Annotated in this window: 22 protein-coding genes; 17 read left to right on the forward strand and 5 right to left on the reverse strand. The window is 43.3% G+C overall.

Annotated elements, in window-relative coordinates:
* The first annotated feature begins 244 nt into the window (after positions 1 to 244).
* The 3 genes from NPE20_RS01965 (at position 245) to msrA (ending at position 2318) form a co-directional block, all read left to right on the forward strand.
* Entirely contained in the window at positions 245 to 1171 is a 927-nt protein-coding gene (locus tag NPE20_RS01965) for an MBL fold metallo-hydrolase (RefSeq protein ID WP_256536912.1), read from the forward strand.
* A gap of 25 nt (positions 1172 to 1196) precedes the next feature.
* Positions 1197 to 1436, forward strand: a complete 240-nt coding sequence (locus tag NPE20_RS01970) for a DUF3820 family protein (protein ID WP_256536913.1) — start codon at positions 1197 to 1199, stop codon at positions 1434 to 1436.
* 228 nt (positions 1437 to 1664) lie between these two features.
* The gene (msrA, locus tag NPE20_RS01975) at positions 1665 to 2318 is read left to right on the forward strand and encodes a peptide-methionine (S)-S-oxide reductase MsrA (RefSeq protein WP_256536914.1); all 654 of its coding nucleotides are present in this window, start codon (positions 1665 to 1667) and stop codon (positions 2316 to 2318) included.
* A 209-nt stretch (positions 2319 to 2527) separates the two neighbouring features.
* Here the strand turns inward: msrA and NPE20_RS01980 are convergent, their stop codons facing one another.
* Entirely contained in the window at positions 2528 to 3859 is a 1332-nt protein-coding gene (locus tag NPE20_RS01980) for an ATP-binding protein (protein WP_256536915.1), read from the reverse strand.
* 182 nt (positions 3860 to 4041) lie between these two features.
* Between NPE20_RS01980 and clpB the strand changes: the two genes are divergently transcribed.
* Positions 4042 to 6639, forward strand: a complete 2598-nt coding sequence (gene clpB, locus NPE20_RS01985) for an ATP-dependent chaperone ClpB (RefSeq protein ID WP_256536916.1) — start codon at positions 4042 to 4044, stop codon at positions 6637 to 6639.
* Positions 6640 to 6752: 113 nt separating this feature from the next.
* Here clpB and NPE20_RS01990 read toward each other — a convergent pair whose 3' ends face one another.
* Entirely contained in the window at positions 6753 to 7559 is an 807-nt protein-coding gene (locus tag NPE20_RS01990; protein WP_256536917.1) for a hypothetical protein, read from the reverse strand.
* Positions 7560 to 7753: 194 nt separating this feature from the next.
* On the opposite strand from NPE20_RS01990, the gene NPE20_RS01995 reads away from it, so the two are divergent.
* Positions 7754 to 8098, forward strand: a complete 345-nt coding sequence (locus NPE20_RS01995) for a phosphoribosylpyrophosphate synthetase (RefSeq protein ID WP_256536918.1) — start codon at positions 7754 to 7756, stop codon at positions 8096 to 8098.
* A gap of 72 nt (positions 8099 to 8170) precedes the next feature.
* Here the strand turns inward: NPE20_RS01995 and NPE20_RS02000 are convergent, their stop codons facing one another.
* Entirely contained in the window at positions 8171 to 8737 is a 567-nt protein-coding gene (locus tag NPE20_RS02000) for a HEAT-like fold family protein (protein ID WP_256536919.1), read from the reverse strand.
* Positions 8738 to 8803: 66 nt separating this feature from the next.
* Here NPE20_RS02000 and NPE20_RS02005 point away from each other — a divergent pair, with 66 nt between their 5' ends.
* The 12 genes from NPE20_RS02005 to NPE20_RS02060 all read left to right on the forward strand — a co-directional run bounded on the left by NPE20_RS02005 (position 8804) and on the right by NPE20_RS02060 (position 22314).
* Positions 8804 to 9109: a DUF3175 domain-containing protein gene (locus NPE20_RS02005; RefSeq protein WP_256536920.1), complete on the forward strand. Its 306-nt coding sequence runs from the start codon at positions 8804 to 8806 to the stop codon at positions 9107 to 9109.
* 132 nt (positions 9110 to 9241) lie between these two features.
* Entirely contained in the window at positions 9242 to 10510 is a 1269-nt protein-coding gene (locus NPE20_RS02010; RefSeq protein WP_256536922.1) for a M16 family metallopeptidase, read from the forward strand.
* Positions 10511 to 10529: 19 nt separating this feature from the next.
* Positions 10530 to 11813: a M16 family metallopeptidase gene (locus NPE20_RS02015; RefSeq protein ID WP_290427155.1), complete on the forward strand. Its 1284-nt coding sequence runs from the start codon at positions 10530 to 10532 to the stop codon at positions 11811 to 11813.
* Positions 11814 to 12045: 232 nt separating this feature from the next.
* The gene (gene guaB, locus NPE20_RS02020) at positions 12046 to 13515 is read left to right on the forward strand and encodes an IMP dehydrogenase (protein WP_256536923.1); all 1470 of its coding nucleotides are present in this window, start codon (positions 12046 to 12048) and stop codon (positions 13513 to 13515) included.
* Positions 13516 to 13607: 92 nt separating this feature from the next.
* Positions 13608 to 14192: an LOG family protein gene (locus NPE20_RS02025; RefSeq protein ID WP_256536924.1), complete on the forward strand. Its 585-nt coding sequence runs from the start codon at positions 13608 to 13610 to the stop codon at positions 14190 to 14192.
* A 120-nt stretch (positions 14193 to 14312) separates the two neighbouring features.
* Positions 14313 to 15941, forward strand: coding sequence for an acyl-CoA carboxylase subunit beta (locus NPE20_RS02030; protein ID WP_256536925.1), 1629 nt, complete (start codon positions 14313 to 14315; stop codon positions 15939 to 15941).
* 47 nt (positions 15942 to 15988) lie between these two features.
* Positions 15989 to 16450, forward strand: coding sequence for a DUF3592 domain-containing protein (locus NPE20_RS02035; RefSeq protein ID WP_256536926.1), 462 nt, complete (start codon positions 15989 to 15991; stop codon positions 16448 to 16450).
* Positions 16451 to 16474: 24 nt separating this feature from the next.
* Entirely contained in the window at positions 16475 to 17650 is a 1176-nt protein-coding gene (locus tag NPE20_RS02040; RefSeq protein ID WP_256536927.1) for a dipeptidase, read from the forward strand.
* 85 nt (positions 17651 to 17735) lie between these two features.
* Entirely contained in the window at positions 17736 to 18692 is a 957-nt protein-coding gene (gene trxB, locus NPE20_RS02045) for a thioredoxin-disulfide reductase (RefSeq protein ID WP_256536928.1), read from the forward strand.
* Between the two features lie 176 nt (positions 18693 to 18868).
* Entirely contained in the window at positions 18869 to 21184 is a 2316-nt protein-coding gene (locus tag NPE20_RS02050; RefSeq protein ID WP_256536929.1) for a family 20 glycosylhydrolase, read from the forward strand.
* A gap of 16 nt (positions 21185 to 21200) precedes the next feature.
* Complete coding sequence (locus NPE20_RS02055; RefSeq protein WP_256536930.1) at positions 21201 to 21947, forward strand: PliI family lysozyme inhibitor of I-type lysozyme; 747 nt, start codon at positions 21201 to 21203, stop codon at positions 21945 to 21947.
* A 79-nt stretch (positions 21948 to 22026) separates the two neighbouring features.
* A complete protein-coding gene (locus NPE20_RS02060) occupies positions 22027 to 22314 on the forward strand; it encodes a hypothetical protein (protein WP_256536931.1) in 288 nt (95 codons plus the stop codon).
* Here NPE20_RS02060 and NPE20_RS02065 read toward each other — a convergent pair.
* Positions 22262 to 23035 (reverse strand): DUF72 domain-containing protein, encoded by a 774-nt coding sequence (locus NPE20_RS02065; RefSeq protein ID WP_256536932.1) that lies wholly within the window; start codon positions 23033 to 23035, stop codon positions 22262 to 22264. The genes NPE20_RS02060 and NPE20_RS02065 overlap by 53 nt on opposite strands.
* A gap of 95 nt (positions 23036 to 23130) precedes the next feature.
* On the reverse strand, positions 23131 to 24684 hold the full coding sequence (locus NPE20_RS02070) for a M20/M25/M40 family metallo-hydrolase (protein WP_256536933.1): 1554 nt from the start codon (positions 24682 to 24684) through the stop codon (positions 23131 to 23133).
* Positions 24685 to 24699 lie beyond the last annotated feature (15 nt).

Genomic DNA, 24699 nt, shown 5'->3' on the forward strand with positions numbered 1-24699 from the left:
GTTCTCCTGTGGAATCAGATCAATATATAAACGAATTTGGCCACCAGAAAATTGCGTTAAGGATTGAAGTGGATACCGTACTTCGACAAGCTCAGTATGACAATATGTTAAGGCCTGTGCGCGTATGAGCGTAAAGCCTGGCCGAAGGCAAGCCCAGAATCATTAATTGGATAGGGCTTCAAAACTATTAGCATTGCATAGCTGTTAAACTTACAACCAATTAAATTTTACTTAAATAATGAATATGAAATATTTCCAGGTGGCACAGGGTGTATGGGGTATGCGGCTTTTGGTTGTGAACGTGTACATGATTGCCAACCGCCGTGGTATTGGCAAAGGCTGGGTTTTGGTTGATACCGGGCTAAAGGGTTCTGCTAAAAAAATAATTGCTATGGCCGAAGCATTGTTTGGCCCTGGTACAAGGCCGAGCGCTATAGTACTTACCCATGGCCATTTTGACCACGCAGGTTCGCTGCCCGAACTGCTGAAATACTGGAACGTACCCGTTTACGCCCATAAGCTTGAGCTACCTTATTTAACCGGAAAATCGTCCTATCCGCCTGCCGACCCGGAAGTGGGTGGGGGTTTTATGAGTTTAATATCGTGGATCTGGCCAACAAAACCTATAAATATTCGGAGGAACATCCGCGAGATTGATTTGTTGGACGGCATTCCTGAACTGCCGGAATGGAAGGTAATTCATACACCCGGGCATACGCCGGGGCATATTTCGCTGTATCTGCCGTTGAATACCACGCTGATAGCCGGCGATGCATTTACCACCACGCAGGCCGAATCGGCTTTTTATATGTTTACCTACCGGAAAAAGGTGAGCGGCCCGCCACGGTATATTACTACCGACTGGATAGCCGCGGCAAAATCGGTACGAAAACTTGCCGCATTGCAACCACGTATTGCGGCAACCGGGCATGGTATTGTTATGCGGGGCAAGGAGCTATCTACCCCGCTTAACCTGCTGGCAAACAGGTTTGAGCGTATTGCAGTGCCCGAAAGCGGGCGATATGTTGGGCATGGCGCCATCTCCGATGAAAACGGCGTACGTTATATACCACCCTATAAAGGCACCCTGAAACGGAATGCCGCTATTGCCATTACGGCCACCCTGCTAAGTTTTTTATTGGTACGTAAGGCGGGTAAGATATGGGCTTAAGCCAATATTATTCTACATTTACACCGTGGAAAACATAGTACCCGATCCCCAGATCTTAATTGATATTGTAAATACCCGCATGCCCTTTGGCAAGCATAAAGACACCCTGATTTGTGATATACCGGTAAGTTACCTGGAGTGGATGTATAAAAAAGGTTTCCCGCCGGGTAAGCTGGGTATGATGCTGAACACCGTATATGAAATAAAAACCAATGGCGTTGACCAGATTCTGAGGCAAATAAAATATAAGTACGGCAGGTATTAGAGGAAACCACTACCTGCTTCCGGTTAACTCACCCCCGCTACGCTGCGCTGGCGACCCTCTCTCCGCAAGCGGAAAGAAGGTGAAAATATATTAAACCCCTCTTTGCGAAGCAGAGGGGGTGGTCGAGCGACGCAAAGACCGGGTGAGTAAACTTACCCACACATGACTAAACGGCCAATCCGTCTCACCATACTTTGCGTAAATTGTATTAAATAAATTGATACAATTATGAAACGCATTCTGTTATATTTTGCAACCATACTAATTTTTACCGGCTGTGCCAACGGGCAAACCAAAAGCCGTAACGCTTTTGCACCGGTGCCAAAGCCTGCAGCAGGCGAGGCCGTGGCCACATTTGGTGGTGGCTGTTTCTGGAGCATGAGCGAGGCCCTGAGTGAATTACAGGGCGTTAGCAAAGTGGTATCGGGTTATGCGGGCGGTAAAACTAAAAACCCAAGCTATGAGGACGTAAGCAGCCAGAACACCAACCATGCCGAGGTTACCCAGGTTTACTATAACCCCAAAGTGATCAGCTTTGCTACGTTGGCCGAGGCTTTCTTTTTCGCGCATGATCCAACAACACTTAACCGTCAGGGTCCTGATGTGGGTACCGATTACCGTTCGATAGCTTTTTACCGTAACGATGCCGAGAAGAACACCTTGATAAACACCATTAAAAAAGTGAACGATACCAGGCACTACAGCAACCCCATTGTTACGCAAGTGGTACCATTCACAGCCTTTTATGCAGCCGAGAACTATCACCAGGGCTATTACCGTACCCATGGCGATAACCCCTACATCAGCAGTGTATCGCAACCCAAAGTAATGAAGTTTCGCAAGGCAATGAAAGCGGAGTTGAAGCCGGAGTTTCAGAAGTAAGAAAGCTTTAGTCTTATCACAACCTGTCATTTCGAACGAACAGAGGGGCGGGGTGTGAAATGGAGTGAGGAGAAATCTTTTACACTTTGCATCCGGACATGCAAGCAGCCCTGTTTGTTGTAAAAGATTTCTCCTCGTACCTCGTTCGAAATGACATGGCTTTTAAATGCAATCGTGCATGTTCCTTTTTAAATAAATTAAGCCTTTAATCAGGCGGCCACGGGCAATATAATTGTGAATGTGCTACCCTTGCCTTCTACGCTGTGAACGCTTATTTTGCCATCGTGGCTTTCTACAATATCCTTAACAATGCTCAAACCTATCCCGGTAGATTGCTCACCCTTTAGCCCGGTACGACCGACGCCGGAGAAGCGCTCAAAAAGTTTTGGTATCAGCTCATTAGGAATACCTACACCCTGGTCTTTCACCTGAACAATTATCTTATTCTTTTCGCGCTTAAGGTGTAGTTCCACCTTATCGGTTTCCTTTGAAAATTTTAACGCGTTACTGATCAGGTTATCAATAACCCTCGGGAATTTTTCGGGGTTAATTTGCGCGTAGACGGTTTTAATATCACTTATAAACACCACATTATTTTTGCCGCCCTTTTGTATATTCCAGGTGTCTATAATGCCCTGTAGAATGCCGTTAAGCTCGGTTTTATGGGTGTCAAAATTAGTGCTGTTATCGTAACGGGCAGCATCAAGCAGGTCGTCAATAATAGTACGTGCCTTCACACACGATTCGCGCATCATACTTAAACTATCCTGGGTATCCTCGTCAATATCCTCCAGTTCCATCAGCATCGCTAATGATTCAACAGCGGCAATTGGGTTACGTAAGTCGTGCGCTACGGTACCCAGTACCTGGTTTTTAAAATTGTTAGCCTTTTCAATTTCCTGGTTCTTATGGCGGATCTCTACTATCTGCCCGTAATAACTGGCCTTGTAAGAGAAAAAGTATCTGGATGTTAAATAGAATCCGGCAAGCAATATGGCCGAGATCATTTGGTTATACGTCATTTCGGTAGCGCTTACCTGCGCATGAAAAAGCATCATGGTAAACATTATTTCTACACTAACAAGCAATATAAGCGTCTCGTGATACTCAAACACAAACAGCACGCTCACAATACTTAAAGCAACAAGGTATAAGGTAAGGGCGTTACTGGGGTCGGATGTGGATATAAAGCTGGAGTACATGCCGCAGCCTATAAGATACAGGGAAAACACAAAAACAAATAAAGCCATACCCGCGGTAGCCCACCTGGTTTTACGCATATGCAGCACCAGTAAATGACTTATTAAATAAAACAGTGGTGTTACAATAATAAATACCCAGTTAACACGGTTAAACTCGGGGAAGTTCTGCGCTTTGGTCAAACTTTCGGGGAAAATATGGTAAAGTATCCGGATAATTATACTTAAGGTAAGAAATATAAAACTTGCCGTACGAACGCTTATCAAATTCTGATAAGTATAATAATTACGATAAGCTGTGCTGTATTTAGGAGAGAGTTTTGTGAAGAAATGAGTTTCCAAATTACTTTTTATAATAAGCTGTAAAATATTCAATGTTTAGGTCAGCTAAAAATACTGCAATTTCAATGGGATGTAGCTGAACTAATGTAAACTTTTTGACAAAATGTCGGTAAAGAAAAAAAATGAATGCCATTTGTTCATAAAACGAAATGTGGCAATTGTTTTGAGGCTATTTGGGCACTATGAATTTTAACAACTTTACCATAAAAGCCCAGGAAGCTGTACAAAAGGCATCCGAAATTGCGATCGGTAATCAGCAGCAAGCTATCGAGACCGCGCATTTATTGAAAGGTTTATTACTGGTTGACGAGAACGTTATTACCTACCTGTTAAAAAAACTAAACGTTAACGTTAACCGACTTAACGAAACGCTCGACGCGCAAATATCATCCTTCCCAAAAGTTAGCGGGAGCGAGGTTTATTTGTCATCAAGCGTAAATGCAGCCTTGCAGAAGGCAAACTCTTATTTAAAAGAATTTAAGGACGAATTTGTATCTGTTGAGCATATATTATTAGGCATATTATCAGCCGGGGACAAAATTTCCGGCATGTTGAAGGATGCCGGCGTTAACGAAAAAGATCTGAAAAAGGCCATTATTAGCCTGCGTGGCGATAGCAAGGTAACCAACCAAAATGCCGAAGCTACTTACAACGCGCTAAACAAATATGCCCGTAACCTAAATGAGTATGCCGAAAGCGGCAAGCTTGACCCGGTTATAGGCCGTGATGAAGAGATCCGCCGTGTGATACAGATCCTATCGCGCCGTACTAAAAATAACCCTATACTGGTTGGTGAACCCGGTGTGGGTAAAACCGCTATTGCCGAAGGTATCGCTTTCCGTATTATAAAAGGCGATGTGCCCGAAAGCCTGAAAACCAAAACCGTTTATTCACTTGATATGGGCGCGCTGATTGCAGGCGCCAAATACAAAGGCGAGTTTGAAGAGCGCTTAAAAGCCGTTATCAAAGAGGTTATCCAAAGCGATGGCGAGATCGTTCTGTTTATTGATGAGATCCACACCCTTGTTGGTGCAGGCGGTGGCGAGGGCGCTATGGATGCGGCAAACATTCTGAAACCTGCCCTTGCCCGTGGCGAGCTACGTGCCATTGGCGCGACAACGCTTAACGAGTATCAGAAATATGTAGAGAAAGATAAAGCGCTTGAACGCCGTTTTCAGAAGGTGATGGTGGATGAGCCGGATACTGCCGATGCCATTTCTATTTTGCGTGGATTGAAAGAACGCTACGAAACGCACCATAAGGTACGTATCAAGGATGAAGCTATTATTGCCGCTGTTGAAATGTCGCAACGCTATATATCTGACCGTTTCTTGCCCGATAAGGCTATCGATTTAATGGATGAAGCGGCCTCTAAGCTGCGTTTAGAGATGGATTCGGTACCGGAAGCGGTTGATGAACTGGAACGCCGCATTATGCAGCTTGAAATTGAGCGCGAAGCCATTAAGCGTGAAAAAGACGACCACAAGGTTAAAGAACTGAGTGAAGAAATTGCCAACCTATCTGCCGAGCGCGATTCATTACGTGCCAAATGGCAGGGCGAAAAAGACCTGGTTGATGGCATTAACCAAAAGGTTGAACAGATAGAGAATTACAAACAGGAAGCCGAACAGGCCGAACGTGCCGGTGATTATGGCAAGGTAGCCGAGTTACGCTACGGAACTATAGTGGAAGCCCAGCAGCAGGTTGATAAGCTGAAAGCTGCCTTGCTGGAAAACCAACAGGATAGCCGTATGCTGAAAGAGGAAGTTACCGCTGATGATATTGCAGGTGTAGTAAGCCGCTGGACAGGTATCCCGGTTAGTAAAATGATACAAAGCGAACGCGAAAAGTTGCTTAACCTGGAAGATGAGCTCCACAAACGTGTAGCAGGGCAGGAGGAAGCTATTGAAGCGATAAGCGATGCTATCCGCCGTAGCCGTGCCGGCTTGCAGGATAAACGCAAACCCATAGGTTCGTTCATATTTTTGGGGACTACCGGTGTGGGTAAAACCGAGCTGGCCAAAGCCCTTGCCGAATACTTGTTCAACGATGAAAACTCGTTGGTGCGTATTGATATGAGCGAATACCAGGAACGTCATTCGGTTTCAAGGCTGATAGGTGCGCCCCCGGGATATGTGGGTTACGATGAAGGTGGACAGCTGACTGAAGCCGTGCGCCGCAAACCTTACAGTGTAGTATTGCTGGACGAGATAGAAAAAGCGCACCCTGATGTATTTAACATCCTGTTGCAGGTATTAGATGATGGCCACTTAACCGATAACAAAGGCCGGGTGGTAAACTTTAAGAATACCATCATCATCATGACATCTAATATCGGTTCTAATATTATCCAGGATAACTTCCAGGATTTGGATGATAATAACCGCGAGGAAGTTATCGCCAAAACAAAGAACGACCTGTTTACCTTGCTGCGGGCAACCATACGCCCCGAGTTTTTGAACAGGATTGACGAGATCATTATGTTTACTCCGCTTAGCAGGGACGAGATAACCGATATTGTGAAACTGCAATTTAAGCAGGTACAGCAAACCCTTGCCGAAATGGGTGTAACCATCGAAGCATCTGATGAGGCTTTAGACTGGCTGGCACAATTGGGTTACGACCCGCAATTTGGTGCAAGGCCTTTAAAACGTGTTATCCAAAAGAAAATACTGAACGAGCTATCAAAGCAAATATTGGCCGGTAAGGTAGATAGAGACAGTAAGATAAAGCTGGATATGTTTGATAACAACTTCGTATTTATGAATGCAAGTGAATAATTTGATGTTAGGATATATTCATAAAAAGAGCGGCCTTTTGGGCCGCTCTTTTTGTAATACTTTAATTGGAGTAACGTTGTAGCAAGCTTTAACGAAATATCCGGGCCCGATGGCTATTTAGCATTTATATAAGTGTATTCAATTGTGCCGGATTGTATCTCGGGAACATTCTGCTTAATATACGTGCTTTCTACGTTTGCCTTAGTAGGATAGCCGTCACTATCGTATGTGTAGCTATAAACATAAGTGGTTGTTTCAGAAAAATCCATATGTGTCTCTTTTATTATTTCATTTTTATTGGCTAATGGCATCATCGACCTGGTAAACATATAAAACGCATTAAACATATTAAACATGTCACCGCTATATAGATACGGGCTTTTTTTATCTCCATACTCATAAACGGATCCCGAAGAAAACTCCCCTAAATCCTTTGAAGTAGACTTTACAAGATTGCCATTAAGATATTCAAATGCAACGTCATTGATAACATATTCATTACCATTTACATAAGAATAGATCATTCCACTTATAGTACCCGGCTCATTTGTTTTTAATACAATGGCGCTGTTTACTGCCGGGTTTGAAGGAAAGATGCGGTTAATTCCTGTTGGTACACCATTAGAATAGCTAAAATTAAGATAATCATATGAATACTGTCCTGCATTTTCCAGCCTTTTTAATGTGCCGTCAGCATTATATGCCAGAACGAAATCTTGAACAAGAGGTGTATACTTAGAAGATTCATGAACTTTAATCAGCTGATTTTTGTCATTATAGCTATACGCTGTAGTGATTCCGTTGTAAGAATCCACCACTTTGGATAATAATTTTTTACCAGTTGAGGGGGGATTGCCATTATCTTTTTTACAAGCAATAAAAGATATCGCAATAAAGGTTAGAAGTAAAAATCTTTTCATAATTGTGATAGATGCACCATTTTAAACACTTAATTGTCTGATGCTCAGGTAATCAAAGATGATGATTATATCTTATATATTGAAATTAAATAAATAAAATTGACTGTAAACATCATCATTCAATTTAAAACAACAGGCATGTTTTTGGGTTATTATATTATAATCATTATCACACCAAAATAAACGCTACTACCATGAAAAATTTTGAAACATTAGTGGATGCCACTAACGATTTGACGAAAAGAGGATATACCGCAAATTTAAGCCTTGAAGGCGACACCATAGATGATAAATCGAACAACATACATATGACTGCCAACGATTTCGAAATTGACGAGTTCTACCGTTTCGAGGGGCAAAGCAATCCGGATGATATGGCCATAGTTTATGGTATTAGTTCACCTAAGTATAATTTAAAAGGTATATTAGTTAACGCCTACGGTACCTATGCCGATGATAGCTCATCGGCAATAGCAGCCAAATTGCACCACCATCAGGTAAGTAATAACCTGCACGGTAGTGATAGGCCGACGCAGTAATTCACAAGTACAAAGTCAAAATTCAAAAGCTTTGCTGGCGACAGGCATTGTTTTTGAGTTTTGGCTTTTACTTTAGCCTTTAATTGCTGCAAGCAATTTCTTTCCTCTTGATTGTATGGCCGGGCCACCGTCGCGCAGCATGAATAGTACCTGGTTAGCCAATTCTTCCTTTATCCAATCGTATTGATCACATAAATTAAACAGGGTATCGGCCGCAAATACTTTAACAGCTATTTTTACTTTAGGATCTATCAGCCAGTCGAAACACTGCTCAACTACAACTTCCATATCTATAGCTGCTAACCTTGATCTGATACCTTCCGGTGCATCCGGCATGGTAAGGTTCATCATAATGCGGGTGTAATGCCTTTTGCAGCTGGCATTGGTAACATTTCCCATTCGCTGTACAAAATATTCCAGGTTATTAATATACCGTTCGGGTTCGGCCAAAATAGTAGTATCCAGCAGCCACGCGGCCCTAAAACCAACTTGTGTATCAGGGTGAAATGTAATATCTATTAGCCTGTTCAGGTCAAAGTTTTGTTCTCTTAATTTAACAGACAGGCGTTCAATAAACCCTTTTGTAGGGTCAACCATTAATTGCTGAATAAGCTGGTCGGTGGTAAGTATCGCATCCATCAGGAATATAAAATTATAAAAACTTTTTTCAGCAGCTCCTCTTTTATTAATAAAAGATATAGTGTTATGGCTGTGAAACATAAAGCGAAAAAAAGCGCGAAAAAGTGGTCGGCTAAAGTAACCGAAACCAGTGATGCGCTCGATTTGGACAGGGAAGTTTTTAAGTCAAAAGATCCGGAAGAAATTGCCGAATCATTAAAACACTCGGCCGATACAAGCCACAGGCGTAAGGGATCGCCTTTCCAAAGCGCCATGTCTATGCTTAGTTTTTATATCAATCGCGCCGGAAAAAACCTCACCAAAACCCAAAAGAAACCCCTGGAAAGGGCCAAGAACAAACTGCGTAAACTATATGGGCGCGAAGAAAAGTAACCGCTCAATTGCCTGTAACATTTTGCAATAATTACTGTCTGTAATTTATATACCTTCAAATCTTTACAACATTTAAACACTATGGCTTTGTAAAAATTATACATTTGCCTACCGTTAAATAATCGTTATTACATGGTTAAATTCAATCGATTTACGCTGAACAATGGCCTTAGGGTTATAGTTCATGAAGATAATACAACCCCAATGGCCGTGCTAAACATTCTTTATGATGTTGGCGCACGCGACGAAGACCCCGAACAAACCGGCTTCGCTCATTTATTTGAGCACCTTATGTTTGGCGGGTCGGCAAATATTCCTAATTATGATGGGCCGCTGCAACGGGTAGGGGGCGAAAATAACGCTTTTACCAGCAACGATATTACCAACTATTATATCACCCTTCCATCGGCCAACATAGAAACAGCTTTTTGGCTGGAAAGCGACCGGATGCTTAACCTTGCCTTTAGCGAGAAAAGCCTGGAGGTGCAGCGTAATGTGGTAATTGAGGAATTTAAACAGCGCTATCTGAACCAGCCTTACGGCGATGTTTGGTTAAAACTAAGGCCAATAGTTTATAAGCAGCACCCGTATCGTTGGGCAACCATAGGTAAAACCATTAAACACATCGAGGATGCTAAGATCGAAGACGTAAAAGCCTTCTTTAAAAAACATTATAACCCGCAAAACGCCATAATGGTAGTAGGCGGTGATGTTAAAACCGAAGACATAAAGGTACTGGCCGAAAAATGGTTTGGATCGATACCCGCTGGCGAAAAGTATGTGCGTAATTTACCGCAAGAGCAGCCTCAAAAAGAGGAACGCCGCGAAACCGTTACTGCAAAAGTACCGCTGAACGATGTATATATTGCTTTCCAGATGGAAGGGCGCGTTGATGAAAGTTATTACCCGGTTGAACTGATGTCTGATATTCTTTCAAGGGGTAATTCATCGCGTTTGTACCGCAACCTGGTAAAAGAAAAACACATATTTAGTGAAGTACATGCTTATATAACCGGCAGCCTGGACAAAGGCATGTTTGTGCTGGAAGGGAAACCGTTGGAAAATATAAGCATAGAGCAGGCCGAAGAAGCGCTTTGGCAGGAATTGGAGCGACTGAAAAATGAAGATGTACCTGCAGATGAACTAACCAAGGTGAAAAACAAAACAGAAGCAACCATGGTGTTCTCAGAGATGTCGCTTTTGGATAAAGCCATGAACCTGGCCTTTTACGAACTAATGGGCGATGCTGATGGTTTTAACCACGAGTCGGCCCGGTTTTTAGCCGTTACAGCAGAACAGATCAGGGCACATGCTAATACTATCTTCAAAAGAGAAAACTCTTCAACACTTGTTTATTTAGCACAGGGAGTTGAAGAACCGGTTGAAGTGATTAGCGAATAATGCATCAATAAAACTAAACATGAGCATTTTAAATAGAAAAACACCCCCGCAATTTAATGGGGTAGAAAATATAAACCTGATCCATCCCGAAAGTACCAAGCTGGCAAACGGCTGTAATATCTTCACTTTCAACTCGGGCGATCTGGATCTTGTACGCATTGAATGGATCTTTAGCAACCTGCGTTTCGACCCAAAAAAACCTTTGTTGAACGTGGCTGTAAACACCATGCTTACCGAGGGTACACACAATCTAACCGCCGCGCAAATTGCCGATAAGGTAGATTTCTACGGCGCTTTTTTGCAGGTTGATTACAGTTACGATCTTTCGCAGGTAACACTGTTTACGCTAACAAAACATTTGCAGGCCACATTGCCGGTTGTAAAAGACATTCTTACCGATTCTATTTTCCCCGAGAAAGAATTGGAAACTTTTGTACGCAATCAGCAGCAAAAACTACAGGTAAGCCTGCAAAAGAATGACTTTGTTGCCCGCCGTGTATTTAACAGGGCTTTATATGGCGAAACCATTTATGGCCTTGCTGCCGAGCCTGAAGATTTCAAGTCCCTGAGAAGGGAAGACCTGTTGACACATTATAAACAAATGTATCAGCCGGGCAATTGCAATATTATTATAGCAGGCAAAGCCGATCCGCAGATATTGGAAGCCGTAACCAAAACATTTGAAGGTGCTTGGGGCGAAGTAACCACACCGGCAGATACCACACAGCCCGAATTACAACCATCTGCCGAGCGTTTTATCTACCTGGAAAAAGCCGATGCATTGCAATCTGCTATCCGCATAGGTACACCGTTTGTAAACCGCACCCATCCGGATTTCCCCGGGCTGCAGGTTTTAAACACTGTTTTAGGGGGATACTTTGGTTCGCGGTTAATGGCCAACATCCGCGAGGATAAGGGTTATACTTATGGTATAGGTTCGGGGATGTCGTCATTCAAACAAACCGGCGCGTTCTTTATCGCATCAGAAGTTGGTGCCGATGTTTGTAAAGCAGCCGTAGTGGAGATCGAGAAGGAAGTAAATCTCTTAAAGGATGAGCTTATCCCGGAGGAAGAACTATCGCTGGTGCGCAACTTTATGCTGGGCTCGCTTTTGGGTAGCCTGGAGAATGTGCTTTCGCATGCCGATAAATTCAAAAACCTGCACTTTGCCGGTTTAGATTATGATTATTACGAACGTTATACCCAAACCGTAAAAAATATCACCGCCGAAGAACTAAAGGCGTTAGCCAATAAGTATTTTGATTTTGATAATTTTTATAAAGTTATTGTAGGGAAGTACTAATAGATGTGCAGATTTGCGAATATGCAGATGTGCAGATGAAAAAATAATTGCCGTTGGCTAAAGCCAACGGTTTTTTGTTTTAGCGCCGTTAGTTAACCCAAATAGGATTTAATAATGTAAAGCTAAAATCAAGCAATTGTCACCTTATCATCAATTCGAGATTGGGCTTTCCTAATTCCATAAATTTTGTTAGCTTTGCCCGGCAAATAATAACTCCAAATAATTATTTGCTATGCAGTTAGACCCATCCAAATTTGTCGCCGAAGGATTAACCTATGACGACGTACTATTACTCCCCGCTTATTCAGAAGTATTACCGCGCGAAGTTAACACGAGCACTTTTTTAACAAAAAAGATCCGTTTAAACATCCCGATCATTTCGGCCGCTATGGATACCGTAACCGAAGCCGGTTTGGCTATTGCCATTGCCCAGGCAGGTGGTATTGGTATGCTGCACAAAAACATGACCATACAGCAACAAGCCGACGAAGTACGTAAAGTTAAACGTTCGGAAAGTGGCATGATCCAGGATCCTGTTACTTTGCTGGAAGATGCCTTATTGTCTGACGCGGTTAACATTATGCGCGAGAACAGTATCGGTGGTATCCCGGTTATAGATGCCGAGCACAAGCTTAAAGGCATTATCACTAACCGCGATCTGCGTTTCCAGAAAGACCTTACCGTTAAGGTTAGCGAAGTAATGACCAAAACAAACCTGATAGTAGCACCACAAGGCACAAACCTTTTAGATGCTGCTGCCATACTGCAAGCCAATAAAATAGAAAAACTACCCGTTGTAAATAAGGATGGTATACTGGTAGGTTTAATTACATACAAGGATATTCAAAAAGTTAAAAACTTCCCTAACGCCTGTAAAGACGAATTTGGCCGCCTGCGCGTAGGTGCCGCCGTTGGTGTTGCTGCTGATAATATAGACCGCGTTACGGCCCTTTATAATGCCGGGGTTGACGTTATAACGGTTGACACCGCCCACGGTCACTCAAAAGGGGTTATTGATATGGTAAAAGCCGTTAAACAGCTTTATCCTGATCTGCAGGTGATAGCGGGTAACATTGCCACTGCCGATGCTGCCAGGGCGCTTGCCGACGCAGGCGCTGATGCGGTTAAAGTGGGTATTGGCCCAGGTTCTATCTGTACAACACGTATCATAGCGGGGGTGGGTGTACCACAGCTATATGCGGTTTACGAATGTGCCAAAGCACTTGAAGGAACTGGTATCCCGGTTATTGCCGATGGCGGTATCAAACAAACCGGTGATATTGTGAAAGCGATAGCCGCCGGTGCAAGCACCATTATGGCAGGCTCGCTGTTTGCAGGTGTGGAAGAAGCACCGGGCGAAACCATTATATACGAAGGCCGTAAATTTAAATCGTACCGTGGTATGGGTTCTATTGAGGCTATGGCTAAGGGTTCGAAAGACCGCTACTTCCAGGACGAAACCGATGTGGTAACCAAACTGGTTCCCGAAGGTATTGTTGGTCGCGTGCCGTTTAAAGGCAACATGGCCGAAGTGGTTTACCAGTACATTGGCGGTTTACGTGCCGGTATGCATTACTGCGGTGCTGCTAACATAGAAGATCTGCAAAAAGCAAAGTTTGTACGTATCACCGCTGCCGGTATGCGCGAAAGCCATCCGCACGATATTACCATTACAAAAGAAGCTCCGAATTATACAAGATAATTTCAATTAGTGATTTAGTGAGTTATTGAATTAGTGATTTAGCACTCTTCATTATTCACTAAATCGCTAATTCACCAAATCACTAATTAAAAATGCGAAGCATCTGCGTATTCTGTGGCGCCAACTTTAACGGCGACCCTCTGTTAAAACAAGCTGTTGAATTACTTGCTGATGTGATAGTAAGCAAAGATATTACCCTGGTTTATGGTGGTGGCAATGTTGGCGTAATGGGTTTGTTAGCCGATGCTGTAATGAGCCGTGGCGGTAAAGTAATTGGTATTATCCCTCAGTTTTTGATGGATAAAGAAGTTGGCCACAAGGGTATTACCGAATTACGCATTGTAGAGAACATGCATCAGCGTAAACAGTTAATGAACGACCTTTGCGATGGTATCATCATGCTTCCCGGGGGATTTGGCACACTCGAAGAATTCTTTGAAGTGCTTACCTGGCTGCAATTAGGCTTGCACAATCATCCGGTAGGGATCTTGAATATTAATGGCTTTTATGATATGCTATTAAAGCAGATGGATGTAATGGTAGAGCAACGCTACCTTAAACCCGCCAACCGCAAACTTGTACTTGCTTCAGTAGACCCAATAGAACTGGTTAACCTGATGGAAAACATCGACATAAAACCTGATGAAGTTTGGTTTAGGGACAGGAATCTGACATAGAGTTTGCAGATTGTAGTTGGCACTTTACTTCAATTGCTATGCATGCATAATAATATGCATTGATTTTAGGTTATTTCTAATTTATTTTCCTAAAATTACATAATCTATTATAGCATACGTATGGATCTGGAATTCAATAAGAATGAGGATATTAACAAGCAATTAGTTTACGAATTTAACACCCGGCTTAAAAAAATATACCTGGGTGGTGGCGAAAAGGCTGCTGCCAAACAAAAAGAAAAAGGCAAAATGCTTGCCCGCGAGCGTGTTGCATACCTGATTGATGACGATAAACCCTGGCTGGAAGTGGGCGCTTTTACTGCCGATGGCATGTACGCCGAACACGGCGGCTGCCCAAGTGGGGGCGTTGTTTGTGGCATTGGCTATGTAAGCGGCAGGCAATGTGTTATAGTTGCTAACGATGCAACCGTTAAAGCCGGTGCCTGGTTCCCTATAACAGCCAAGAAAAACCTGCGCGCACAGGAAATTGCCATGGAAAACCGCCTGCCCATTATCTACCTCGTAGACTCGGCTGGCGTATATCTACCATTACAAGACGAGATCTTCCCCGATAAAGAACACTTTGGCCGCATCTTCCGCAACAACGCGCAGATGAGCAGCATGGGTATCATCCAGATAGCCGCCATCATGGGTTCGTGCGTGGCGGGTGGCGCTTATTTACCTATCATGAGCGACGAAGCCATGATAGTTGAGGGCACAGGTTCTGTTTTCCTGGCGGGATCATATCTGGTAAAATCGGCCATAGGCGAAGATGTAGATAACGAAACTTTGGGCGGTGCAACTACACAGTCCGAGATCTCGGGTGTAACGGATTACAAACATCCTAACGACAAGGCCTGCCTCGATTCTATCCGCAATATCATGAACAAGGTGGGCGATTATAACAAAGCGGGTTTCGACCGTATAAAACCATCGGCCCCCAAATTAAATGAGAAAGATATTTACGGCATACTGCCTGATAACCGCGAGAAGGCTTACGATATGTACGAAATCATCAAGCGACTGATTGATGATTCGGAATTTGAGGAATACAAGGCCGGTTACGGTCAGTCCATCATCTGTGGTTTAGGTCGTGTAGATGGCTGGGCGGTTGGCATTGTGGCCAATCAGCGCAAGGTTATTAAATCAAAAAAAGGCGAAATGCAGTTTGGCGGGGTTATCTATTCCGATTCGGCAGATAAAGCAACCCGCTTTATTATGAATTGTAATCAAAAAAAGATCCCATTAGTTTTTCTGCAGGATGTTACCGGTTTTATGGTAGGGAGCCGCAGCGAACATGGCGGCATTATAAAAGACGGCGCTAAAATGGTGAACGCTGTAGCCAATTCGGTTGTGCCAAAATTCACCATTGTAATAGGCAATTCATACGGCGCTGGCAATTACGCCATGTGTGGTAAGGCTTACGACCCACGGTTGATCTACGCATGGCCATCCGCCAAAATAGCAGTAATGGGCGGGAGCCAGGCAGCCAAAGTTTTGGTACAAATGCAGGCAGCCGGTTTAAAAGCGAAAGGTGAGGTAGTGGATGATGTGAAAGAAGCGGAACTGCTAAAACAAACTACTGATAGATATAACGCCCAAACAACGCCATATTACGCAGCCGCAAGGCTTTGGGTTGATGGTATCATCGACCCGCTGGAGACCCGCAAGGTAATATCAATGGGGATAGAGGCTGCTAACCATGCGCCGATAGAAAAGGCGTTTAATGTGGGGATAATTCAGACATAATAATGTAGAGACGCGATACTTCGCGTCTTTTTCATACATTAGTTTTTATGAATATTGAGTTAAGCGATGCCAATTATATAGAAATAGTAGCTGGTATAATCGGAATAGCGTTTATAATTGCAGGGAATGCCTTTTCGACAAAGCGCAAAAAACTAATTAGTTCCGGAATAAGAGTAGAGGGTGTAGTTTATGCCATGGAGCAAGAGACCAGTCGAAACCATGGTGCTTATAAAATACTTTATTCTCCAATTATTAGGTTTGTTACTACTGAAAAAGAGTGGGTTACTGAAAAATACCTTTTTGGTGTAAGCTCAAAACACACGCTAATCAATCCTTCCTATAGGGAAGGGGATAAAGTGACTGTAATTTATGAACCGGGTAATGTAAAGAACTTTATAATAGACGATTTTAATGCAAAGGCAGTTAGCCCGTTGTTTATAATTTTGGGCACTTTAGTTATTATTAGTTCTATACTTCATTATGTTTACCAATCTGGTTTTCATTTTTAAACCGGTTAATATTTGTCTAAAAACATGAAAAAGCTGCTACTACCTCTATTTTTACTATTAATTGTAACCGCATCCGCCCAAAACGTCGATCAAATTCACCAAAAAGCAATCCTGATAGATACCCATAACGATGCGTTGTCAAACCAGCTCATTACCAAGGTAGACTTAGGCAAGTTGCAATCCACAGGCAACTTTGACCTGCCACGCGCTAAACAAGGTGGACTTGATGTGCAGGTTTTCTCTGTTTGGTGCGGCGATCAATATGGTAACGGCACAGCTTACGCTTATGCCAACCGCGAAATAGATTCGTTATACGCGCTTATTAAACGGTATCCCAATAAAATACAATTAGTACGCACAGCTGCCGATCTGAAAAAAACAGTAAAGCAAAATAAATTGGCAGCCATGATAGGGGTAGAAGGCGGCCACATGATAGAAAACAGGCTGGATTACATTGACAGTCTGCATAAACGCGGTATGGCCTATCTAACCCTTACCTGGAATAACAGCACCAACTGGGCAACATCTGCCCGGGATGAAACCTTACACGCAGATACTTTAAAACACAAAGGTTTAACAGAGCTTGGTAAACAGGTAGTTCAACACCTGAATAAGCTGGGTGTTATTATCGATCTATCGCATCCAGGCGAGCAAACCTTTAAAGATGTGATGGCCATTACCACAAAGCCTGTTATAGCATCGCACAGTTGCGTTTACGCCTTAAACCCGCACCGCCGTAACTTAAAAGATTACCAGTTAAAAGCCATCGCTAAAAATGGCGGCGTAGTATTCCTGAATTTTTACAGCGGCTTTATAGATAGCACTTACGAGGGCAAGCACGAAGCTTATCTTGTCAAACACAAAACCGAATTAGATTCGCTGATCAAGATCTATAACGATTACGACCTGGCCAGCATCCGACTGAATGTTATCAACAAAACCGAGGCTGACCAGTTTCGCCCGCCATTGAGCATGCTGGTAAAACATATTGATTATATGGTGAAGCTGATGGGAGCCGACCACGTAGGCATTGGCTCTGATTTTGACGGTGCCGAATCATACCCATTAGGTTTAGACAGCGTTACCGATTATCCAAAAATAACCGCCGAACTACTTAAATTGAATTACAGCAGAAAGGATATCGATAAAATATTGGGTGGTAATTTCATCAGAGTGTTGAAAGCCAATGTTGGTAAATAGTCATTAAGGTATGGCAATATACTGACGGTGGCCTATTGGCACAATCATGTATAAAGCTTAAATTCGCATCTCATTAAAAATACAAATGTCACAAGATATTGAACACGTAAAATGCCTTATCATAGGTTCTGGTCCGGCGGGTTATACCGCAGCAATTTATGCTTCCCGTGCCGATCTTCACCCGGTTATGTACACAGGTATGCTTGCCGGCGGGCAACTTACCCAAACTACTGATGTTGAGAATTTTCCGGGTTATCCGGATGGCATTATGGGCCCCGAAATGATGGAGGATTTTCGCAAACAGGCAGAACGCCTGGGTACCGATATCCGCTTTGGTTACGTAAGTTCAGTTGATTTCACCTCGCTACCGCACAAAGTGGTGGTAGACGAGAGCAAAACTATCTTGGCCGATACCGTTATAATTTCTACTGGTGCTTCAGCAAAGTGGTTAGGTTTAGAATCAGAGCAAAAATATAGCGGCTTTGGCGTTTCGGCTTGTGCTGTTTGCGATGGCTTTTTCTTTAAAGGACAGGATGTAGCTATAGTTGGCGCAGGCGATACCGCTGCCGAAGAAGCAACCTATTTGGCTAAATTAGCCCGCAAAGTATACATGATCGTACGCAGGGATGAGTTCCGTGCTTCAAAAGCAATGGTACACCGCGTGCTGAATACACCAAATATTGAAATACTATACAATACTGAAACCCTTGAAATACTGGGCGACGGACAAAGCGTGAATGCCGTTAAGGTTTTAAATAACGAAACCCAGGTAGAAAGAATATTAGATGTTACCGGCTTTTTCGTAGCCATTGGCCATAAGCCAAATACCGATATATTCCGTGGTTTTATAAATATGGACGAAACAGGTTATATTGTAACCCGTCCCGGTTCTACCGAGACTAATGTAGAAGGCGTATTTTGTTGCGGTGATGCACAAGATCATATTTACCGCCAGGCAGTTACAGCCGCGGGTACAGGTTGTATGGCAGCAATTGATGCCGAGCGTTACCTGGCTGCCAAAGAGCATGTGGTAACTGCCTAACGTAGAGACGCGATACTTCGCGTCTTATTGAATCTTAAAATACAAAAGGCTGCTTTCTATTTCAGAAAGCAGCCTTTTGTGCTTAATAGTGTATTTTTTACATGACATGTAATGCATTTTTTTTTAAATAATGCTAAATTCACCACCTCGTTATTCACCTGATTTTTGTTTTTACTATGAATAAAAGGATATCTGCGTTATTGCTTACTTTTTTAATTGCTTCATCATTTACTGTAAACGCTCAGGATACTGACCCTTATGCAGGGATCATCCCGGCGCCTGTATCTATAAAAAAAGCCCCCGGCGAATTTGTATTGAGCCAGGAAACCATTATACAGGCCGATACGCCAAGTAATAAGGCAGTACAGTTCTTCTCGTCTTTCCTGAGTAATAGTATGGCCTACAACAAACAGGTAGGTTTAAGAAATGCAAGTGTTAGTACAACCTCCATCTATTTAACATCAACAGGCACCGAAAACCTGCCTGAAGAAGGGTACAGGTTAACTATCACCCCGCAGCAAATTACGGTTGCCGGTAAGGGCGCGGGTTTATTTTATGGTGTGCAAACGCTTATTCAGCTAATGCCGCTTAACAGGGCCGCAACCGCTAAATTACCTGCTGTTGTAATTGAAGATTACCCGCGCTTTGGCTACAGGGGGATGATGCTTGATGTTTGCCGCCACTTTTTCTCGGTAGAGTTTGTGAAAAGGTACATCGACCTGATGGCAACATACAAGCTAAACACATTTCACTGGCATTTAACTGATGACCAGGGCTGGCGCATCGAGATCAAAAAATACCCAAAACTTACATCTATGGGCAGCATGCGTAAGGAAAGCGTTATCGGCAACTATAAAGACCGTACACCGTTGCAGTATGATGGTGTCCCGGTAGCAGGTTACTATACGCAAGATCAAATACGCGAGGTTATCAAATACGCGGCAGACCGCTACATCACCATTGTACCAGAAATTGAGATGCCCGGCCATGCTTTAGCCGCTTTATCAGCCTATCCCGAATTAAGCTGCGACCCCAGCCAAAAGTATGAGGTTTCGGGTAAATGGGGGGTATTTAACAATATCTATTGCCCTTCAGAAAAAACCTTTAGCTTTTTACAGGATGTATTAACAGAGGTAATAGACCTGTTTCCAAGCAAATACATCCACATAGGTGGCGATGAAGCCCCGAAAGATGTATGGAAGCAATCAAAATTTTGCCAGGACCTCATCAAACGCCTGAAACTAAAAGATGAGCACGGTTTGCAAAGCTACTTTATACAGCGTATGGAGAAATTTGTGAACAGCAAAGGCCGTAGCATTATTGGCTGGGATGAGATATTAGAAGGCGGGCTTGCACCAAACGCTACCGTAATGAGCTGGAGGGGAGAAGAAGGTGGTATACAAGCGGCCAAAGAAAGCCACGATGTGATCATGACCCCAAGCAGCCAGGCATTATACTTTGACCACGCGCAAGGAAAAATTAACCAGGAACCTGTAGGTATTGGCGGTAATGCCCCCATACAAAAAACATACGCCTACAACCCAACACCGGATGCTTTAACATCCGAACAGCAAAAATATATTAAAGGGGTACAAGCCAACCTTTGGACAGAATATATCACCACCGAAACGAAGGTGGAATACATGATATTGCCGCGTATGCTGGCCCTATCTGAAGTGGCCTGGACACCTTTGGCCAATAAAAATTATAAGGATTTTTCGGAAACCCGCTTGCCACAGCACCTGGCCAGGCTTGATAAAAATGGGTACAACTATCGCGTACCGGCCGCAATAGGTGCTGCTGATACAACCATGATAGGCAGTACACTTACTGTTAACCTTAAATCGCCGGTTAAAGGGGCTAAGATCTACTATACTATAGACGGTTACACCCCGCGCGAAACCGAGTTGTTATACACCGGCCCCATGAGCTATCCCGTACCGCTTAATGAATACCGCGACCTGAAAACCATTGTGGTAACTCCCACAGGCAAACGCAGCGTTATTACTGCTGCCAAGATGTTTAACAAGGCCCCATTAGCACCGGTACAATACACCGGGAATACTCCGGGGTTAAAATACGAGGCTTCGGCGGGTACATATGTTAATACCACACAGATAAACCCTGCCGCGGTAATAGATACCGGTATAGCAAAAAGTTTTAGCACTGCACTAAGCGCGTTTAAAAAAGCGTTTAACAAATACGGTGTGGTATTCAACGGCTATTTAAAAACTGATGTTGATGGTAACTACGGTTTTTCAACGGCTTCATCAAACGGTTCGGTCTTATTGATAGATGATGTGCCAATTGTAGATAACGATGGCCGCACCGGCCCTGTTGAGGTGCAGGGTGTAATACCATTGCTCAAAGGATATCACAAGATCACTATTAAATACGTGGATGCGAATACATCGGGTAGTGGTTTACGGGTTTATATGACCATACCGGGTAAACCAAAAGGAGAGGTGTCGCCAGATATGATGTTTAACTAAGCGCTATATTTTAAACATGAAATTTAGAAACTATTTATTCATATCGGCAATCGGGCTGTTTATAGCAGGCTGCGGCGGCGATGATAAAAAACCCGCGGCAAACAATAACGCAGTAGCCAAGCCTGCCCTGATGCAACCATTCCGCTTTCATAAGGCGATAGAGGTATCGCCGGGGCAAACCTACGATATAGTAAGCTGGGGCAGGGGCTCAACAGCTACCGGTGCTTTTGCTATTCTGCATTCAGATTCATCTAAGATGCAGTATAACACTACCACCGGCGACCTTGACGGCACAATTACCGATGTTTACAACGCCGATATGGACGTTGATGGCAACCCGGAGATACTGATCCAATCTAAGGGAAAGGATACGGTGAATTATGCCAAGATCTACGCGTTTGAGTTTAATAACAATAATGCCAATAAACTGGATTTTCCAAGACTAACTAACTCACAAAAAAAAGGGTATCGGGGTAATGATAATTTTTACATAAAAGAGGGTAAGCTGATCCGCGAGTTTCCTATTTATGATGGTAATGATGCCGCGGCTAAACCAACCGGAGCTAAACGCCAGCTGGAGTATAGCTTGCGCAGCAACGATTTTACTGTAAAGCAGCTAAGTAAAGATTCTACTTCAACAAAAGCCGATCAAGCAGCTGTTAAACAGGAAGTTAATCAGTCCGAACAGAAGCAAACTGTTAGCAAATCAAAAAAGCGCAGGCAAGCCGAAACCAGGAGACGCCGCCGCAGGAACAGAAACTAATTACGACAAACATATTTTTTCACCGGCAGGTGGTTTGGCTAATTGCAATTAACTGAACCACCTGTTTTATTTTCAGCAGATGATATTAGAAGAATTTTTGTACAGGCTTAAGCTGGAATACCATACGCTGGATAAGCTAACCCCGGAAACATACTATCAACGCCTGTCAAGCTTGTTTGTAGTGCTGGAACTGGATGGCGACAACCTTAACGAAGAACACGACCTTGGTTTAGACCAGATCCTTGATAAAATGAACGACATTAATGAGGATGACCTGCAGCAGGATCTGTCGCCGGAGGACTTAGCTGTACTTATTAAAAAAGTGAAGACTGGTTTGGCGATCCTGATAAATAAGATAGAGGAGTAGTTAAACCAACCATTTCCATCATTTCTTTAGCGTTATCTATCGCGTGTGTTTCTACATCATTATTAAAGTAAAACCAGCCTTGTTTAGCCTTTGGGTTTGCCTTAACGGCATCCACTACTTTCTGCAAATACGCTGTTGAATAGCGTGAACGGTACAACTCTGGCACACCATGGAAGCGGTAGTATATAACCGGCGTATTCTGTATCACGTCATCGGGCAAGGTAGGGTGGCTCATTCCGCAGAAAGCAATATTATGCTCGGCGAGTTTCTTGTATATATCATCTTGCCACCAGCTTACGTGCCTTGGTTCTAATACGTTGCTAAATGCCGGGTTTAGAGCTTTGAGGATCTTGTCCAGCTTTTCTTCGGTATAATTATAACTGGGCGGGATCTGAAATAATACCGTGCCTAACTTTTCTTGCAAGCCTTCGCCAATGGTATCATAAAAACTGCTTAGCAGGTCAACCGTATCGTTAAACTTTTTATAATGGGTGATAGCCCTTGGCGCTTTTACCGCGAACCTAAATTCCGGCGGACTCTTCTCATACCAGTTTTGTAAAAACGAAAGTTGCGGGAAACGATAAAAGGTTACATTCAACTCCAGCGTACTAAAGTGCCGGCAGTAATAATCAAACCATTTGGTCATGGCCAATTTTTCAGGGTAAAACGTACCCCGCCAATGTTTGTAGTGAAAACCCGAACAGCCGATGTGCCAATCCATGTATTTATAAAAACTGGCAAATGATTTTGTTTGAATCTACCAACAAAAAAGGCCTTAACAGCTATGCTAAGGCCTTTAAATATCAAATAAACTTCTTACAAACCATCAAAAGCGAAGATCTCTTTAACAAGTGGTTTGCGTGGCAGCATCTCTTTTTCGATGCTGGTTTGGTATACAAACGAAGCTACAATAATGGTGGCCTGTTTAAGATCTTCTATCTGCAGGTGATCGTAATTATCCTGGTTGCTGTGGTGGGTTTTGGTTTCGTAATCTATCGGATCTTGTATGAACTGGAAGCCTGGTATGCCCGCCCAGTCAAACGATAGATGATCGGTTGAACCCGTATTACTCATGGTAACCGTTTTTGCACCAAGGTCATTAAAAGGCGCAAACCATTGTTCAAATATGGGTTTAACCTCGCTGTTGCCCTGCGCAAATATGCCGCGTATTTTACCGGTGCCGTTATCCAGGTTGTAATAGGCAGATACCTTCGACTGTTCTGATTTAAGCTTGTAATCAATACCCATAAAATGATTTTTGGCGTAGTTGTATGAACCATAAACGCCCTGTTCTTCACCATCCCATAAAGCAATGCGGATGGTGCGCTTTGGTTTAAGCCCAAGCGAATCTAACAGCCTTACAGCTTCCATCATCACAATACAACCCGCGCCGTTATCGGTAGCGCCGGTGGCCGCCTGCCACGAATCAAGGTGACCGCCCAGCATCACCAGCTGCGATTTTAATTTAGGATCGGTTCCCGGGATCTCGGCAACAACATTATATCCTTTAATATCATCTGTTGATGATTTCGCGCTGATGTTTATAGCAAGCTCAACCGGGTGGCCACTTTGTATCAGGCGTTTTATTTTTTGGCCATCTTCATAAGCCATACTTAACTTTGGTATAGTTGCCGGCGCGGTAAGTTTATGCGCGCCCATATCCTGCACAAATACAGTCCCGTTATTATTGGAGCTCGATGCGCTTATCACACCAAAAGCGCCCGATTGTTTAAGCAATACATCAACTTTTGCGAGCGTTTTAAAGTAACCGCTAAATTGTTCTATCTCTTTACGGGTAACCATGTAGGTATCCTTCATGTTAGCCAATTCTTCATCGGTTAAGCGTTCTGCCGCGGGTTTAAAGTTTACATCTTTGTTGATAGCAGAACCAGTAACTAAAATAAACTTCCCTTTAAAATCATTCAGGTGTTGTTTAATATAAACGGTATCTGTAGCCTGGCCCGGCGTTATCACAATTACCTGTGCTTGCTGTAAGCCATTGGTAGCAGCACTCCATGGGTTAGGGTAGGCCATTACCGGCTGCACATATGGCGCTTTCATAATAATACTAAAATCCTGCAAATCCCATTGTTTGCCAAAATCGCCCCAGGGTTCAAGTTTGGCATTAACTAATCCCCATTTTTTCATGGTTTCAACAGCCCATGTAGCCGCACGTTTATAGCCCGCAGAGGCGGTAAGCCTTGGGCCGGATACATCAGTTATATAATGTGCAATTTGCGGTATTTGCGAACTGTTCATTTCGGCGCGACGAATGCGGCCAAAAACAGCGGTATCCGGCGACTGGGCAAATAAACTGCTGCAGGAAAACAAACCTGCTGCAAAAGCTAATTTTAGGTTGAGGTATTTCATTTCGTGGTATAGTTA

It is taken from the genome of Mucilaginibacter aquariorum, from assembly GCF_024498135.1.
Lineage (GTDB): Bacteria > Bacteroidota > Bacteroidia > Sphingobacteriales > Sphingobacteriaceae > Mucilaginibacter > Mucilaginibacter aquariorum.

Bases quoted from the DNA above. Each gene is read 5' to 3' on its own strand.
- NPE20_RS01965 (WP_256536912.1), top strand. From the start codon at position 245: ATGAAATATTTCCAGGTGGCACAGGGTGTATGGGGTATGCGGCTTTTG.
- msrA (WP_256536914.1), top strand. From the start codon at position 1,665: ATGAAACGCATTCTGTTATATTTTGCAACCATACTAATTTTTACCGGC.
- clpB (WP_256536916.1), top strand. From the start codon at position 4,042: ATGAATTTTAACAACTTTACCATAAAAGCCCAGGAAGCTGTACAAAAG.
- NPE20_RS01990 (WP_256536917.1), bottom strand. From the start codon at position 7,559: ATGAAAAGATTTTTACTTCTAACCTTTATTGCGATATCTTTTATTGCT.
- NPE20_RS01995 (WP_256536918.1), top strand. From the start codon at position 7,754: ATGAAAAATTTTGAAACATTAGTGGATGCCACTAACGATTTGACGAAA.
- NPE20_RS02000 (WP_256536919.1), bottom strand. From the start codon at position 8,737: ATGGATGCGATACTTACCACCGACCAGCTTATTCAGCAATTAATGGTT.
- NPE20_RS02005 (WP_256536920.1), top strand. From the start codon at position 8,804: ATGGCTGTGAAACATAAAGCGAAAAAAAGCGCGAAAAAGTGGTCGGCT.
- NPE20_RS02010 (WP_256536922.1), top strand. From the start codon at position 9,242: ATGGTTAAATTCAATCGATTTACGCTGAACAATGGCCTTAGGGTTATA.
- NPE20_RS02015 (WP_290427155.1), top strand. From the start codon at position 10,530: ATGAGCATTTTAAATAGAAAAACACCCCCGCAATTTAATGGGGTAGAA.
- guaB (WP_256536923.1), top strand. From the start codon at position 12,046: ATGCAGTTAGACCCATCCAAATTTGTCGCCGAAGGATTAACCTATGAC.
- NPE20_RS02025 (WP_256536924.1), top strand. From the start codon at position 13,608: ATGCGAAGCATCTGCGTATTCTGTGGCGCCAACTTTAACGGCGACCCT.
- NPE20_RS02030 (WP_256536925.1), top strand. From the start codon at position 14,313: ATGGATCTGGAATTCAATAAGAATGAGGATATTAACAAGCAATTAGTT.
- NPE20_RS02035 (WP_256536926.1), top strand. From the start codon at position 15,989: ATGAATATTGAGTTAAGCGATGCCAATTATATAGAAATAGTAGCTGGT.
- NPE20_RS02040 (WP_256536927.1), top strand. From the start codon at position 16,475: ATGAAAAAGCTGCTACTACCTCTATTTTTACTATTAATTGTAACCGCA.
- trxB (WP_256536928.1), top strand. From the start codon at position 17,736: ATGTCACAAGATATTGAACACGTAAAATGCCTTATCATAGGTTCTGGT.
- NPE20_RS02050 (WP_256536929.1), top strand. From the start codon at position 18,869: ATGAATAAAAGGATATCTGCGTTATTGCTTACTTTTTTAATTGCTTCA.
- NPE20_RS02055 (WP_256536930.1), top strand. From the start codon at position 21,201: ATGAAATTTAGAAACTATTTATTCATATCGGCAATCGGGCTGTTTATA.
- NPE20_RS02060 (WP_256536931.1), top strand. From the start codon at position 22,027: ATGATATTAGAAGAATTTTTGTACAGGCTTAAGCTGGAATACCATACG.
- NPE20_RS02065 (WP_256536932.1), bottom strand. From the start codon at position 23,035: ATGGATTGGCACATCGGCTGTTCGGGTTTTCACTACAAACATTGGCGG.
- NPE20_RS02070 (WP_256536933.1), bottom strand. From the start codon at position 24,684: ATGAAATACCTCAACCTAAAATTAGCTTTTGCAGCAGGTTTGTTTTCC.